Source organism: Paractinoplanes bogorensis, from assembly GCF_018829635.1.
In the GTDB taxonomy this organism is placed as follows: Bacteria; Actinomycetota; Actinomycetes; order Mycobacteriales; family Micromonosporaceae; genus Actinoplanes; species Actinoplanes bogorensis.
In genome coordinates, this window is the sequence record NZ_JAHKKG010000003.1 from 711,518 (window position 1) to 725,954 (window position 14,437).

The 14,437-nt window shown below is 69.2% G+C and carries 14 protein-coding genes; 9 read left to right on the forward strand and 5 right to left on the reverse strand.

Annotated features, from left to right (window positions below):
* Nucleotides 1-52 precede the first annotated feature (52 nt).
* Entirely contained in the window at nt 53-2,473 is a 2,421-nt protein-coding gene (locus KOI35_RS11450) for a penicillin-binding protein (protein ID WP_215786357.1), read from the forward strand.
* On the forward strand, nt 2,470-3,693 hold the full coding sequence (locus KOI35_RS11455) for a diacylglycerol/lipid kinase family protein (protein WP_215786359.1): 1,224 nt from the start codon (nt 2,470-2,472) through the stop codon (nt 3,691-3,693). The genes KOI35_RS11450 and KOI35_RS11455 overlap by 4 nt, the downstream gene beginning before the upstream one ends.
* On the opposite strand, the gene KOI35_RS11460 is transcribed toward KOI35_RS11455, so the two are convergent.
* Nucleotides 3,670-4,419: a metallophosphoesterase family protein gene (locus KOI35_RS11460; protein ID WP_215786361.1), complete on the reverse strand. Its 750-nt coding sequence runs from the start codon at nt 4,417-4,419 to the stop codon at nt 3,670-3,672. The genes KOI35_RS11455 and KOI35_RS11460 overlap by 24 nt on opposite strands.
* A gap of 59 nt (nt 4,420-4,478) precedes the next feature.
* Nucleotides 4,479-5,585 (reverse strand): glycoside hydrolase family 12 protein, encoded by a 1,107-nt coding sequence (locus tag KOI35_RS11465; RefSeq protein ID WP_215786363.1) that lies wholly within the window; start codon nt 5,583-5,585, stop codon nt 4,479-4,481.
* A 234-nt stretch (nt 5,586-5,819) separates the two neighbouring features.
* On the opposite strand from KOI35_RS11465, the gene KOI35_RS11470 reads away from it, so the two are divergent.
* Genes KOI35_RS11470 through KOI35_RS11480 form a run of 3 tightly spaced genes read left to right on the forward strand, consistent with a single transcriptional unit; the run spans nt 5,820 to nt 9,374 of the window.
* Nucleotides 5,820-7,256, forward strand: a complete 1,437-nt coding sequence (locus KOI35_RS11470; RefSeq protein ID WP_246612888.1) for a family 43 glycosylhydrolase — start codon at nt 5,820-5,822, stop codon at nt 7,254-7,256.
* 8 nt (nt 7,257-7,264) lie between these two features.
* Nucleotides 7,265-8,644 (forward strand): family 43 glycosylhydrolase, encoded by a 1,380-nt coding sequence (locus KOI35_RS11475; protein WP_308120906.1) that lies wholly within the window; start codon nt 7,265-7,267, stop codon nt 8,642-8,644.
* A gap of 55 nt (nt 8,645-8,699) precedes the next feature.
* On the forward strand, nt 8,700-9,374 hold the full coding sequence (locus KOI35_RS11480) for a DUF3159 domain-containing protein (protein ID WP_215786369.1): 675 nt from the start codon (nt 8,700-8,702) through the stop codon (nt 9,372-9,374).
* On the opposite strand, the gene KOI35_RS11485 is transcribed toward KOI35_RS11480, so the two are convergent.
* Nucleotides 9,330-9,848, reverse strand: a complete 519-nt coding sequence (locus tag KOI35_RS11485; protein ID WP_215786372.1) for a TetR/AcrR family transcriptional regulator — start codon at nt 9,846-9,848, stop codon at nt 9,330-9,332. The two genes, KOI35_RS11480 and KOI35_RS11485, sit on opposite strands and share 45 nt — an antisense overlap.
* Before the next feature lie 9 nt (nt 9,849-9,857).
* Nucleotides 9,858-10,391, reverse strand: a complete 534-nt coding sequence (locus tag KOI35_RS11490; protein ID WP_215786374.1) for a cupin domain-containing protein — start codon at nt 10,389-10,391, stop codon at nt 9,858-9,860.
* Nucleotides 10,392-10,531: 140 nt separating this feature from the next.
* On the opposite strand from KOI35_RS11490, the gene KOI35_RS11495 reads away from it, so the two are divergent.
* From KOI35_RS11495 to KOI35_RS11510, 4 genes are all read left to right on the forward strand, one after another.
* Nucleotides 10,532-10,705 (forward strand): CsbD family protein, encoded by a 174-nt coding sequence (locus KOI35_RS11495; RefSeq protein ID WP_215786376.1) that lies wholly within the window; start codon nt 10,532-10,534, stop codon nt 10,703-10,705.
* Nucleotides 10,706-10,824: 119 nt separating this feature from the next.
* Nucleotides 10,825-11,469 carry a DUF4232 domain-containing protein gene (locus tag KOI35_RS11500; protein WP_215786378.1) on the forward strand — a complete coding sequence of 215 codons (645 nt, stop codon included), beginning with the start codon at nt 10,825-10,827 and terminating at the stop codon, nt 11,467-11,469.
* A gap of 204 nt (nt 11,470-11,673) precedes the next feature.
* Entirely contained in the window at nt 11,674-12,261 is a 588-nt protein-coding gene (locus KOI35_RS11505) for a DUF3455 domain-containing protein (RefSeq protein ID WP_215786380.1), read from the forward strand.
* Nucleotides 12,262-12,368: 107 nt separating this feature from the next.
* The gene (locus KOI35_RS11510; RefSeq protein WP_215786382.1) at nt 12,369-13,592 is read left to right on the forward strand and encodes a hypothetical protein; all 1,224 of its coding nucleotides are present in this window, start codon (nt 12,369-12,371) and stop codon (nt 13,590-13,592) included.
* Between the two features lie 4 nt (nt 13,593-13,596).
* Here KOI35_RS11510 and KOI35_RS11515 read toward each other — a convergent pair whose 3' ends face one another.
* The gene (locus KOI35_RS11515; protein WP_215786383.1) at nt 13,597-14,289 is read right to left on the reverse strand and encodes an SDR family NAD(P)-dependent oxidoreductase; all 693 of its coding nucleotides are present in this window, start codon (nt 14,287-14,289) and stop codon (nt 13,597-13,599) included.
* Nucleotides 14,290-14,437 lie beyond the last annotated feature (148 nt).

Genomic DNA, 14,437 nt, shown 5'->3' on the forward strand with positions numbered 1-14,437 from the left:
GTGGGGTGAAATAGACGGGGCTCGCTTCCGACGTCGTACGGTGGGTGGTTCGGTGGGTTCCTGGTGGCGCAGGCGGGATCACAACCTCGCCTTCAACGTGTTCGCGCTGCTCACGTGTGGTCTGGTGGCGGGGGTCGTGGTCGCCGCGGCGGCCTTCCCGGTGGCCGCCATGTCCGGGCTGACGGCCAAGGCGGGCGGCGACGCGTTCGCCAGCCTGCCCGGTGAGCTCAAGGATTTCGCCTCGCCGCAGATCACCCGGGTCTACGCGTCCGACAACAAGACGCAGATCGCCCAGTTCTACGACGAGTTCCGCAGCGATGTGCCGCTCAAGGACATCTCGAAGCACATGGTCGCCGCGATGGTCGCCGCCGAGGACCGCGACTTCTACAACCACAACGGTGTCGACCTCAAGGGTGTCGCCCGCGCGGTGGTCAACAACAGCGGCAAGTCGGACTCCAAGCAGGGCGCCTCGACCATCACCATGCAGTGGGTGCGGATGTCGCTGGCCTACTCGGCGACCAGCCCGTCCGAGGTCGTCAAGGCCACCGAGGACACGAACAAGCGCAAGGTCACCGAGATCAAGTACGCCATGCAGGTCGAGAAGAAGCTCTCCAAAGAGCAGATCATGGAGCGCTATCTCAACATGGCGCCGTTCGGCAAGGCGACCTACGGGATCTTCGCGGCCAGCAAGGTCTACTTCAACAAGAAGCCCAAGGACCTCACGGTCGGCCAGGCCGCCCTGCTCGCGGCCATCGTGCGGGCGCCGTCGTTCTACGACCCGACCACCGCCAACGGCTACGACGAGATCCGCCAGCGCCGCAACAACTACGTCATCCCGGGCATGGTCGCCTCCGGCGCGATCACCGTGGCCGAGGGCGAGAAGGCCAAGAAGGAGGCCATCCCGCGCAAGGTGCAGCCGGTGCCCAACGGCTGTGTCTCGGTGGCCAACAACAACTGGGGCTTCTTCTGCGACTTCTTCTACCGCTGGTGGATGGAGCGGCCCGAGTTCGGCGCCACCGCGTTCGACCGCGAGCGGCGCCTGAAGAGCGGCGGCTACCGCATCCGCACCACGATCGACCTCAAGGCGACCGGGCAGGCCCGCGACCGGATCGCGCAGCAGATCAAGGAGAAGGACCAGAACGCGCTTCTGCTGGCGGCGGTCGAACCCCGTACGGGCAAAGTCAAACTGCTCTCGACCAACCGTAAGTACAAGCTCGACAACTCCAAGAACCCGCTCTCGTCCGACCCGGCCAAGCGGCGCCAGGGCGTCAAGGCGTCCTATCCCAACACGGTCAACCCGCTGATCAGCGGCGGCGGTGACATCACGGGCTACCAGGCCGGCTCGGTCATGAAGATCTTCACGATCATCGCGGCGCTGGAGAAGGGCTATCCGCTGCAATACACGATCAAGGCGGAGAAGTTCTACCGGTCCAAATACATCGTGTCGCGCAGCAGCGACTCGGCCTGCTCGGGCACCCACTTCTGGTGCCCGCAGAACTCGGGCGGTGGCGGCGAGGGCGTCTACGACATGTGGAGCGGGTTCGGCCGCTCGATCAACACGTACTTCGTGCCGCTCGAGGAACGGGTCGGCGCGGACAAGGTGGTCGACGTCGCGAAGCGCTTCGGCATCAAGTTCCGCGTGCCTGAGGATGCCAAGCTCGCCTCGGACGGCTACTCGCACCAGTGGGGCGCGTTCACGCTCGGCGTCTCCGCCACCACGCCGCTCGACATGGCCAACGCGTACGCCACCCTGGCCGCCGACGGCCAGTACTGCGAACCCACCCCGATCGAGCAGATCACCACCCGCGACAACGAGAAGCTCGACATCGGCAAGCCGCACTGCGTGCAGGCGACCACGCCCGACGTGGCCCGCGCGGCGGTCGACGCCGCCCGCTGCCCGGTCGGTGACCGCGCCCGTACGGGAAGCTGCGGTGGCGCCACGGCCCGGGCTGTCCGCGGTGTGGTCGGCCATCCGGTGTTCGGCAAGACCGGCACCACCGACAAGGACCGCACGGCTTCGCTCACCGCCGGCACGACGTCGCTGGTGGTCAGCGGTTACCTGGTCAACCCGGACTGGCAGGCGCACCGCGACCGGATGAGCCACGACACGGTCAACCCGGCCGTCTACCGCACGCTCGCCGATTACATGGAGGGCAAGCCGGACGTCCAGTTCAAACGGCCGGAGAACCGCAAGCTGATCTACGGCGATCAGCGGCGCATCCCGAACGTCGAGTGCGACTCGCTGCGCAGCGCCCGCAACCGGCTGGAAAATGCCGGCTTCTACCCGGTGATCGGCGCCGAAGAGGTCGACTCGACCTGCCCGGCCGGCACCGCGGCGGGCACCGAGCCGAGCGGCCGGACGGTCAAGAACGGCGTCGTGGTGATCAACGTCAGCAACGGCAAGGGCGCCACCCCGCCACCCGGCACCCCGGGCGCGCCGCCGACCACCGGCCCGCCCCGGCCGCCGCGTTGACGTCCAGCCGGCGCGCCGCCGCGGTCGTGGCGCTGGCCTCGCCGTTGCTCGCGCTGGCCGCGGCCTTCGAGACGGCGATCCGGCACTTCGGCAACTTCGCGCTGTTCGTGCTGGCCGCGGCGGTCGCTCTGGCCGCGGTCTGGTACGCCCTGACCCGCCGTGGCCCGCTGCGCTGGATCGCCGCCGTGGTGGCGCTGGCCGCCGCGTCGATGGTCATCCTGCTCGGCGTCTCGCTGTTCCTGGTGCAGGTCGGCATGCTGGTCGTGTTCGCCGTCTCGGGCGGATTCGCGCTCGGCGGTCAGCGTCACCTGGTCGCCGTCGCGGCCGAACCGGCCCGGCGGGCGGTCCTGCTGATCAACCCGAAGTCGGGCGACGGCGCGGCCGAGCGGGCCGGCCTGGCCGCGGCCGCCGCCGGACGGGGCATCGAGACGATCACGCTGAAACCCGGCGACGACCTCACCGAGCTGGCCGAGCAGGCGGTCCGCGACGGCGCCGACGTGCTCGGCATGGCCGGTGGCGACGGCTCGCAGGCACTGGTCGCCACGGTGGCGATGCGGCACGAGGTGGCGTATGTGTGCGTACCCGCCGGCACCCGCAACCACTTCGCGCTCGACCTCGGGCTCGACCGCGCCGACGTGGTGGGCGCGCTGGACGCCTTCACCGACGGCGCCGAGCGGCGGATCGATCTGGGCCAGGTCAACGACCGGGTGTTCGTCAACAACGCGTCGCTCGGGGTCTACGCCGAGGTGGTGCAGTCGGCCGGCTACCGGAAGGCCAAGATCCGCACGTGGGGACGGCTCCTGCCCGACCTGCTCGGTCCGGCCGCGTCGCCGCCCGACTTCGGGTTCGACGGCCCCGACGGGAAGCCGCTCACCGGCGCGACCCTGGTGCTGGTGTCCAACAATCCCTACGACCTGTCCCACGGGCGGCGGCCGCGGCTCGACGGCGGCGAACTCGGGATCGTGGCCGCGCGCGGACCCTTGCCGGCGGGGGAGTGGACCGCGTCCGGCTTCGAGGTGCGGTCGAGCGGCGACGTACCGGTCGGGCTGGACGGCGAGGCTCTTGTGCTCACGCCACCGTTGCGCTTCGTGTCGTTGCCGGCGGCGTTGCGCGTACGGGTGCCCCGGAATCTGACCCCGCCCAAAGCCGGCGCCGTGCCCACCCGGCGCGACTTCGACGCCCTGATCCGGGTCGCGTCAGGCGTGCCAGCCGTCCCCTGAGCGCCGCCATTCCGTCGTGTCCGTCTCGCGGAACTTGCCGTCGCGCCAGTGCCGCACGGTGATCCGCAGCCGGTCGCCCTCGTGGTCGAGCAGCGTCCAGGCCTGAGGTTCGCCGCCGCGCACCCGCCACGAGCAGGCCGTCCCGCTGATGACCCCGATCATCCGGCCGAGTCTCTGCCGGACAGAGATGTGGTCGTGCCCGCACAGGACCACATCGACACCGGCCGCGTCGGCCACCTGCAGCGCAGCCCGGGAGCCGCGGGCGGGCGTTGCCCCGAAGAGCGGATGGTGCAGCATGAGCACCTTCAGCTCGGCTTCCTTTCCAAGTTCGGCGGCCAGGAACGAGCGCTGCGCGGCGTCGACCCGTCCGCTCTTCCAGAGGTAAGGGCGTGACGAGCTCAGTCCGGCCAGGAGCAGACCGCCGTCGCGCACCACGGGCTCCGGATCAGGGGCGATGATCCGCTTGTACGCGTCGAGACTGCCGTACGCCCGGGCCAGGCGATCGAGGGGCAGGTCGTGATTGCCGGGCACACTCGTCCACGGCCGGCCGATCGCGTCGAGCAGTTCCCGAGCGGCCTCGAACTGCTCGTCGCGCGCCCGCATGGTGAGGTCGCCGCTGACCAGCACCCGGTCGACGTCCTGGGCGACGACGTCGTCGAGCAGCCCCGCCACCACGGCCGGCACCTCCGCCCCGAAGTGCAGGTCGGTGATGTGGGCGAGGCGCATCCACCAACAGTAGGTGGTCCCGTCGCGTCCGGGAGCGCGACGGGACCGTACCCGGAAGCTCAGCTGTAGCTGAGCGAGAAACTGTTCGTGGTGAAGTTCGACTGACCCGCCGTGCCGCTGATCTCGAAGCCGAACTGCAGCTCACCCACCGTCACGTCGCCCCACCAGGCGTTGGTGCGCAGCCAGTTCAGCACCGCCAGCAGATCGATCGTGCCCGAGCTCGTGTTCGTGCGGATGAACGAGAACACCGCGTTGGCGCCGTTCGAGCCGCGGTAGACGTTCCAGGTGTGGCCGCCGACCGACAGGTTGCGCACGTTCGGCACCGCGCCGTTCGCGTCGTACTGCTCGGCGATCGGACCCACCGCGCCGTGCTGGTTGGTCCAGATCATCACCTCGTACGCGTGGTTGTTGGCCCAGATGTCGTACGTGGTCGAGTAGTCCCCGTCGGCCGGCACGCTCACGTTGAACGAGCTCGACACGCTCTTCAGCGAGCTCAGCGTGCGGTTGAGCGTCTTGCCGGTGTTCGGGTACGACTTCACGCCGCTGGTCCGCGGGTGGTTGGCCACCACACCCCAGTTGGTGCCGCTGCGGGCCCAGATGGTCTGCGAGCCGGCGCCCGACCCCCAGATGTTGTTGTAGAGCGTGTAGCCGTTGTTCGTCCAGGACGCCCACTGCCCGGAGTCGACCCAGGCGGCATCGGACGGAACGCCACCGGTCGAGGGCGGCGGTGTGGTCGCCGGCGGCGTGGTCGGGGTGATGGTCCCGGTGCAGGCCGTCCCGTTCAGCGTGAACGCCGTCGGCACACTGTTGGTCCCGCTCGCCGAGCCGTTGAACCCGAACGACGCGGTCCCGTTGGTCGCCAGCGCCCCGTTCCAGCTCACGTTGCGGGCGGTCACCGTCGACCCGCTCTGGGTCAGGGACGTGTTCCAGGCCTGGGTGACGGTCTGCCCATTCCCGTACGTCCACACGAGCGTCCACGAACTCAGCGGGTCCCCGAGATTCGTGATCGTCACGTTGGCCCCGAATCCACCCGGCCACGAGCTGCTGACCGCGTAACCGACCCGGCACCCGGCGGCGGCCGACGCGGGCGCGGCGGTGAGGACGGCCACCCCTCCCGTCACGGCCAGGGCGGCGCTCAACGCCACCCCAAGACTTCGTCCGCGCATGTCTCTCCCTCTGTCCGCGACGGTCATCGAAGCGCTTCGACGGTGGCGCCAGCGCAACGAAGACCGTCAATGTCTGATGGTCGCGATGCTAGAACGCCCGACGGATGCGGGCAACTTCTTGACGGCATGGTTGTTATCGTTAACACTACGGCGAAACACGTTGGCAAACTTCGATACAGCCTGATCGCGGACGCGTGGTCACGATCGACAAGACCGGACGGAGTGGCCTCGCCGATGAACGTTCTTCGAAGATTTCTGGCCGTGATGATCGCGCTGGCGGTCGTGTTCGTGCCGACCGTGCCCGCCCATGCCGCCCCCGGGCGCACCTACAACAACCCGGTCAAGTCGGTGAAGGGCGCCGACCCGTGGATCCAGTTCCACGACGGCAACTACTACATGATCTCGACCTCGTGGACGTCCGAGCTGACCATGCGCAAGTCGCCGACCCTGGCCGGCCTCAATACGGCGCCGAGCATCCAGGTCTATCGCGAGACCGTGGCCGACCGGTGCTGCAACATCTGGGCGCCCGAGATGCACTATCTCAACGGGCGCTGGTACCTCTACTACACGGCCGGGGCGGGAGGTTCCAACTACGACAGTCAGCGCCTGCACGTGCTCGAGAGCGCCGGCAGCGATCCGCTGGGCCCGTACACGTACCGGAACCGCCTGCAGGGCAACGGCGCGAGCGGCTGGCTCATCGACGGCAGCATCCTCAAGGTCGGCAGCGCGCTCTATCTGATCGCGAGCGCGTTCACCACGGCGACACAGAACCTGGTCATCGCGCCACTGTCCAACCCGTACACGGTAAGCGGGTCGTTCACGACGATCTCGACGCCGGCCCAGGGCTGGGAGCGGCAGGGCGGGGACGTCAACGAGGGCCCGGCCGCGCTCTACCGCAACGGGCGCACGATGATCGTGTATTCGGCCAGCGCCTGCTGGGGGCCCGACTACAAGCTCGGCCTGCTCACCCTCACCGGCTCGAACCCGCTCAGCGCCTCGTCGTGGACCAAGGCCGCCAACCCGGTCTTCCAGCGCAGCGACGCGAACGGCGTCTACGGCCCCGGGCACCACGGCATCTTCACCTCACCGGACGGCACCGAGAGCTGGATCGTCTACCACGCCAACGACGGCGTGAACGAGGGCTGCGACAACAACCGCACGACCCGCGCCCAGAAATTCACCTTCAACACCGACAACACCCCCAATTTCGGTACGCCGATGCGTCTCGGCACAACCGCACCGGGCCCAGCCGGAGAGACGGCGGCGACTCCCACGGCGTACCGGATAATCAATCGCAACAGCGGCAAGTGCCTGGACGGCGACGATGTGCGGCAATGGACCTGCACCGGCGCCACCGCTCAGAGCTGGCGCATCGAGGACCTGGGCGACGACACCAACCGCCTGATCAACGTGGCCACCGGCAAGGCCCTCGACGTGGCCGACTGCTCGAGCGCGGACGGTGCCGACATCCAGCAGTGGACCTGGCTGAACAACACGTGCCAGCGGTTCCGCCTGGTCTACACAGCCACCGGCGGCTGGGTGCGCCTGGTCAACGCGGCCACCGGCAAGGTCGCCGACGTCACCAACTGCGGCACCACCGACGGCACCGATGTCCGGCAGTGGTCGTGGCTCGGCAACACGTGCCAGCAGTGGCAGGTCGTGCCGGCATGAACGTCCTCGTGGCAACACTGATCACGGTGCTCGGCATGCTGGCGCCGGTCTCCTTCACCAACCCGATCGCGGCCCAGCGAGCCGACGCCCACGTCTGGAAGCACACCGACGGCTACTACTACCTGACCGCGACCGTCCCCGAGTACGACCGCATCGTCCTGCGCCGCGCCACCACCGTCCAGGGCCTGTCGAGTGCGCCCGAGACGGTCATCTGGCGCAGGCACACCAGCGGCGAGATGAGCGCCAACATCTGGGCGCCCGAGATCCACTTCATCGACGGCCGGTGGTACGTCTACTTCACCGCCGGCCGTGCCGACGACCGGTTCCGCATCCGCATGTACGTACTGGAAAGCACGTCCGCGAATCCCCTGACCGGCACCTGGACCGAGCGCGGCCGCATCGTCACGCCGTGGGACACGTTCTCGCTCGACGAGACCACGTTCGTGCACAACGGTGTCCGCTACCTCGCCTGGGCCCAGCAGGAGCCCGGCATCGCCACCAACTCCAACCTCTACCTGGCCCGCATGACCAACCCATGGACCATTTCCGGTACGCCCGTACGCCTGGCCGTACCCACGCTGTCCTGGGAGACCCGGGGCTACGCGGTCAATGAGGGACCCGCCGTGGTCATCCGCAACGGCCGCGTCTTCATGACCTACTCGGCCAGCGCTACCGATGCCAACTACTGCGTCGGCCTGCTCACCGCGTCGGCCACGGCCAACCTGCTCAGTGCGTCGTCGTGGACCAAGAGCCCGAACCCGGTCTTCGCCACCAACGCGGCCACCGGCCAGTACGGCCCCGGCCACAACTCCTTCACGGTCGCCGAGGACGGCCAGAGCGACCTGATCCTTTACCACGACCGCAGCTATCGCGACATCTCGGGCGACCCGCTGAACGACCCCAACCGCCGGACCCGGGTGCAGAAGTTCTACTGGAACGCCGACGGCACGCCCAACTTCGGGATCCCGGTTCCCGACGGCGCCCATCCCGTACGCCTCCGCTCGCACAACGTCCCCGACCGCTACATCCGGCACTGGGAGTTCCGCGCCCGGCTCGACCCGAATGTCACCACGCTCGCCGATTCCCAGTTCCGGATCGTCCCCGGACTGGCCGGTGGTGGCTCGGTGTCGCTCGAGTCGACCAACTACCCCGGCTACTACCTGCGCCATCGCAACAGCGAGGCCTGGGTCGACCGCGCCGACGGCGGTGCGTTGTTCACTGCGGATGCGAGCTTCTACCGGCGTACGGGAATGGCCGATTCCTCCGGGGTTTCCTTCGAGTCGGTGAACTATCCGGGCCGCTACCTGCGACACGTCAACTACCTGCTGCGGGTCGAGGCGGCCCCCGACGCCTCGGCCCGCAGCGACGCCACCTTCCACCTGGAGTGAGGGCCGGCTTCGGCTGCGGTTAGGCTTTCCTAACTCTTGAAGGACGGGGTTGGGCATGACGCAGCCGGAGTCGTTGGCGCAACTGCTGAACGGGCGGCGTGCCGCGATCGACGCCACCCTGCCGGCGGCCGGGTTCGTCGTCGGATGGCTGGCCGCCGGGCAGTCGATCTGGTGGGGTGCCGGGGTCGCGGTCGTGTGCGCGATCGCCGTCTCGATCTGGCGGCTGCGGCACGGCGACAAGCCCCGGGCGGTGCTGATCGGCCTGCTCGGCGTCTGCGTGGCGGCCCTGATCGCGCTGCGGACCGGCCGCGCCGAAGACTTCTTCCTGCTGCAGCTGCTCAGCAACGCCGCGAGCGCGCTGGCCTGGGCGGTCAGCATCGTGGTGCGGTGGCCGCTGCTGGGCATCGTGGTCGGGGGCGTGCTCGGGCAGAAGTTCCGGTGGCGGCGCGACCCGGCCCTGCTGCGCTCCTACTGCCTGGCCAGCTGGGTGTGGGTGATGCAGTACGTGGTCCGGCTGGCGATCTTCCTGCCCCTCTACGCCGCCCACCAGGTCGTCGCGCTCGGGGTGGCTCGGGTGGCCCTGACCTGGCCGCTCGTCGCCGCGTGCCTGGCCGTCAGCTGGTGGGTCATCCGCCGGACGCTGCCGGCCGATCACCCCGGGCTGCGCCACCCGCGGACGCCGGAGTCAGTAGTGCCGGATCCCGTCGGTGAGGATCCGCGCCCAGTCTGACTCGTCGCCCAGCACGTCCAGCGCCACCACGAAGTGGCACAGAAGTCCGCGGGCGAAGAACATCTGCACCTCGGGGCCGTCCGCGCCCGACCGCTCGCGGACGTGCTCGACCAGCCGGCTCTGTGCGGCCTGCAACTCCTGCCGGATGACGGTGTCGTCGCAGGCCGCGAGCGCCTGGATCTGGATCGTCATGAGTTCTCGCCGGGTGATCAGCCGGGCGTACTGATCGGCCAGTTCGTCCAGCGTGGTGGCGGTGAGCGCCTCGGTGATCTGCTCGAAGCAGTCGCGCAGCACGGTGACGAACAGCGCCTGCTTGGTGCCGAAGAGCCGGAAGACGTACCCCTCCGAGATACCCGCCCCCGCCGCGACCGTCTTGGTCGATGTGCCGTGATAGCCGGTGCGGGCGAATGCCTCGATCGCGGCCTGCATGACGTCGGCGCGGCGAACGTGGGCGGTGGAGCGGACTCTCGGCATCCGCGCAGTCTAGAGCCGCCTTGGTTGCGGCTCCACGAACTCCCAGCCCATCGCCTTTCCGCCCGCGAGCAGCTCCTCGACCGACGGATCGCGCGTCTCGTGGGTGGGCATCGACGGCACGGTGGCCGGCTCGCCCATGTCCTCGAAGAACTTCTCGAAACCGGCGGGCGTGATCACGCAGTAGCCGCGGGTGCGCTTCGACCGTACGAAAATGGAATGTGCCGTTGATTGCGGGATCCACACCGTCGAACCGGGCGTGGCCAGGTGCACGGTGTCGTTGACGTACACCTCCCACTCGCCCTCGGTGATGAAGAACAGCTCGCTCTCGTTGGCGTGCCGGTGCACCGGGGCCTGCCAGCCGTGCGGGACGTCACATTGGAAGAACGAGAGCACTCCCTTCGTGTCGGCCGCCTTGGCCTTGAACGTGATCAGAGCGCCCGCGAACCAGGTCGTCGACCCGTCGTCGGCGTCCAGCATGTAGCCGGTGGGGTCGGCGCCGGGGATCTGGGTTCCGCCGTGCGGGGCTCGGTAGTCGAACGACATCGTGTGCCCTCCTGCCGGTAGTAAGTGAGTACTCACATACATAACTACGGCCGGACTCGGCAAGCAAGGGGCGATCAATGGTTGTCTTCCGGCAAGCATGGGTACTCCGTAGTCGTAGGCACGACGATGTGGAGGCTGTCATGGCATTCGACGACAAGGTCGAGAACAAGTCCGAAGAGCTCGGCGGCAAGGTCAAGGAGGGCGTCGGCAAGGCGACCGACAACGAGCGCCTCGAGGCCGAGGGCAAGGCCGACCAGAGCGAGTCGAAGATCAAGCAGGCCGTGGAGAACGTGAAGGACGCCTTCAAGTCCTGAGCCGTCGCTTCCTCAGCCATCGAAGCCCCAGCCGTCCCGTACGGCCGGGGCTTCTCGTTGTCCGGTTTGTCACTCGCGCGGAGTGGTTACCGGCGGTCCGGCCGAGGTATTCAGACCTTATGAATCGCCTTCTCGCCGTCGCCGTGGTGCCGGTTCTCCTGCTGGGCGCTTGTTCGTCTTCGTCGGGCTCCTCCGACGCGGGTCCGCCCGCGTCGAGCTCGCCGGCGCCGGCTTCCGGTGACGCCGGGGCCGGGCCTGCGCCCACCACCTCTTCGCCCGCCACCTCGTCGCCCGCCACCTCGTCGCCATCACCCGGTGCGAGTGGCCGGGCCATGGCGCGCTGTCACACCGCCGACCTGAGCATCACCCCGGGTGAGGGCGGAGCCGCCGCGGGCACGCACTCGGTCAACCTGGTCTTCACCAACAAAACCTCCAAAACCTGTTCCCTGTACGGATATCCGGGCGTCTCCTGGGTCACCGGCGACAACGGCACACAGGTCAATTCGGCGTTCGCCCGTGAGTCCGGTGATTCGGGAAAGGCGACCATCACCCTGCGCGCCGGCGGGAAGGCGTACGCGCTGCTGCTGTGGCCGTACTACGCCAACTACGACTCCGCTCAGTGCAAGCCGGTCGAGGTGCGCGGTTACCGCATCTATCCGCCCGACGAGACGGCCGCCGTCTTCGTCAGCGATCCGCAGACGGTCTGCTCGGCCAAGGGCGTCGGCGCGGGCCGGGTGCACCCCGTTTCCCGTGCGGCCGGCTGACTTCGTTTCCCGGCTCCCAGATTACCGTCAGGTTAAACACAGCATGCATTCTGGCCTGCGAAAACAGAACGTGTAGTCCGTTCGTACCATCCGATGGGGACGAACGTACCTCATCGATGTTGATCTAGATCTGCGCGCGACGGAGATCCGTGTCAGCGGTCGAAGGGGCGACGCTCATCGCCCCCAGACGAGGAGAGACCTCACATGCTGAACACGAAGCGTTCCCGGGTCCGCGCCGCCGCCGGAGTGGGGATGGCGGCCGTGGTCGCCACCGTCGGTGCCGTGACCTTCAACGCCTCAGCCGCGGAGCGGGTCCCGGCGGCCCCGGCCGCCGTCGGTGCCGACGCCCGCGCGGTCTCCATCCCTGGCATCGCCCCGGAGATCAAGCCCCCGGACGGCTCCAAGCCGATCGGCGCCTACATCGTCACCAACGGCACCCAGAACTACAAGTGTGACCCGGCCACCCTGACGTTCGAGAAGACCTCCACACCCGAAGCTCAGCTGATCGGCACCGGCGGCCGCCTGCACCATTTCGGTGGCCCGACGTGGGAGTCCCTGCGCGACGGCTCCAAGGTGACCGCCAAGAAGGCCGGCGAGAAGGCGCGTCAGGGCACCATCGCCGAACTGCTTCTCAAGGTCGAACAGCCCACCACCGGTAACGGCGTGCTGAGCAAGGCCACCTACATCAACCGCCTGCTCACCTCGGGTGGCGTGGCCCCCACCACCCCGTGCAAGACGGGCGACGTCGCCTCGGTCAAGTACGGCGCCGTCTACGTCTTCTGGACCAACTGACAACCGGACTCCCTTCCGGCGCCGGCCATCCCGATGGCCGGCGCCCGGGCGGGGACCACGACCGGCGCCGCCAGTTCGCCGGCCTGCTCCAGGGCCTGGCCGTCGGCATGGGCATCAACCTCGCCACCGACGACTTCGGCCATCGGGGCTGGGCCGCCGCCTCGGCCGCGGCCGCCGTGCTGGCCACGAGCGCATGGATCCGCTCGCTCCACGTCCAGGCGCCCCTTCGCCGCTACGCCCTGCACGTCCTGCTGATCGCGGCACTCGTCCTTTCCGTCGCCGTGAGCGTGACGCCCGGCTCGTGGGCCGGACCGCTCCTGCTGGCGACATGCGCGATCGTCGCCACGGCCGTCCTGCTGCCCACGGCGTTGTCGGCCGCGGCCCGCCTGCTCGGCGGCGTCGCGCTGGTCGGCGCGGGCGAGGCGTTGCTGGTCGCCGCGTTCACCTCACAAGACTCCGCGGGTGCCGCCGCGCGGGCGGTCGCCATCGCTCTCGTGCTCGTCGGCGGCACCGTGGTCGTCGTGCTCGGCATATCCCGGATGTTCGCCGGCCGCGTCACCGCCGGCGTCGTCCTGACGGGTGCCGGGACGGCCGCCACGACCAGCGCGGCGCTGCTGATGCAGGCCGACATGGCCGCCGGTGTCGCGGTGTGGGTCGACGTCCTGTTCGGCCTGGCCGGCTGCCTGCTGGCGGGCCTCGGCGTGGCCAAGGTGCTGGGATCCGAGCGGATCGCCGGTCTCAGCGCCGTCGGCTTCGGTGCCGCGTGCTGCATCCTCGTCCTGTCGCGCCTGATGGTCCGGTTGACCGGTCATTGGCGGATGCGGGACGTGGACGACGAGCGGTCGGCGATCCTGCTGTTCGTCGCGTTCGTCGTTCTCGGTGTCATCACCGTCTCGTGGGGAGCGGCCAAGCTGGTCGAGATCCCCTACCTGGCCGGCGCCACGCTGACCGGACTGGGCGCACTCCTGCTCACGGCGGCCACGGTGACCTGGATCCGGACCGACGGCGGTGACGTCATGGGATTCGCCCTGGTCCTGAGCTGGGGCGCGGCCCTGGTCGTGCTCGGTCTGGCCCGGCTCGCCAACCGGCGCGGAGCGGCCGCCGCCGTCGGCATCGCGGCCGGCGCGATCCTGGTCATCTGGGCCGTGACCGGCCTGGTCGGCGACAACGACTCGACCATGCCGGCGGTCGTTCTGGCCGGCGGGTCGGCCGCCCTGCTGTGGGGCGTGGCCGAGTTGCGGGCCGCCGGTCTGCTGACCCGCCCGCGATCCTTGCTGCGGCGTCTGGTCCGCGAACCCGAGGACGCCCCGGTCGACCCCGGGCCGGGGTGACGGCTCACCAGGCGACGGTGCGGCCCTGGTAGTCCAGGAACTGCAGACCGCCGTGGCCGCGCTGGGCGTCGATCGTGGTGACCAGCTTGGGGATGCTCTCGTCGATCGTCAGCGCGGCATCCGCCCCGCCGAGGTCGGTCTTGACCCAGCCGGGCGCGGTGAGCAGCAGGGTGCGCGGGTCGTCCCGGTGGCGGGCCGCGTAGCTGCGCATCAGCTGGTTGAGGGCCGACTTGCTGGCCCGGTAGATCTCGAAACCGCCGCGCTCGTTGTTGGCGACGCTGCCCTGCCCGGACGACATGATCGCGATGGTGCCGTCGGCGGGAACCAGGTCGCCCAGCGTCTCGATCACGCGCATCGGGCTCAGCGCGTTGGTCACCATCAGCCGGGTGAACTCGTCGGTCGTCACGTCCGCGGCCGTCTCCGCAGGGCCGTTGGTCACGCCCGCGTTGACGAACAGCAGGTCGAATTCGCGGCCGCCGAGCCGCTCGCGAAGAGCCCGCACCTGCTCGGGCTCGGTGATGTCGACATGCTCGATCTCGAGGCGGTCGTTCACCAGGTCGTGCAGGTCGGTGCGGCCCGTCCCGCGGACGGTCGCCACCACCCGGGATCCCCGGTCCAGATATTCCGCCGCGAGGGCCCGGCCGAGCCCACGCGAGGCGCCGATGAGCAGAACCGAGCCGTTGATCGATTTCGTCACCTGACCATGGTGACCCGTCCGCGCGCGATCAAACGGAGACCGGCGAAATGGGGCGGCCGAGCGCGGTGGCCGAGCGCGTTCCGAGCGCGGGCGGTGGCGGTTCCAGGGCCTCGTAAGTCGGTGGTCGAGGCGAGCTCGCGGTGGTCCA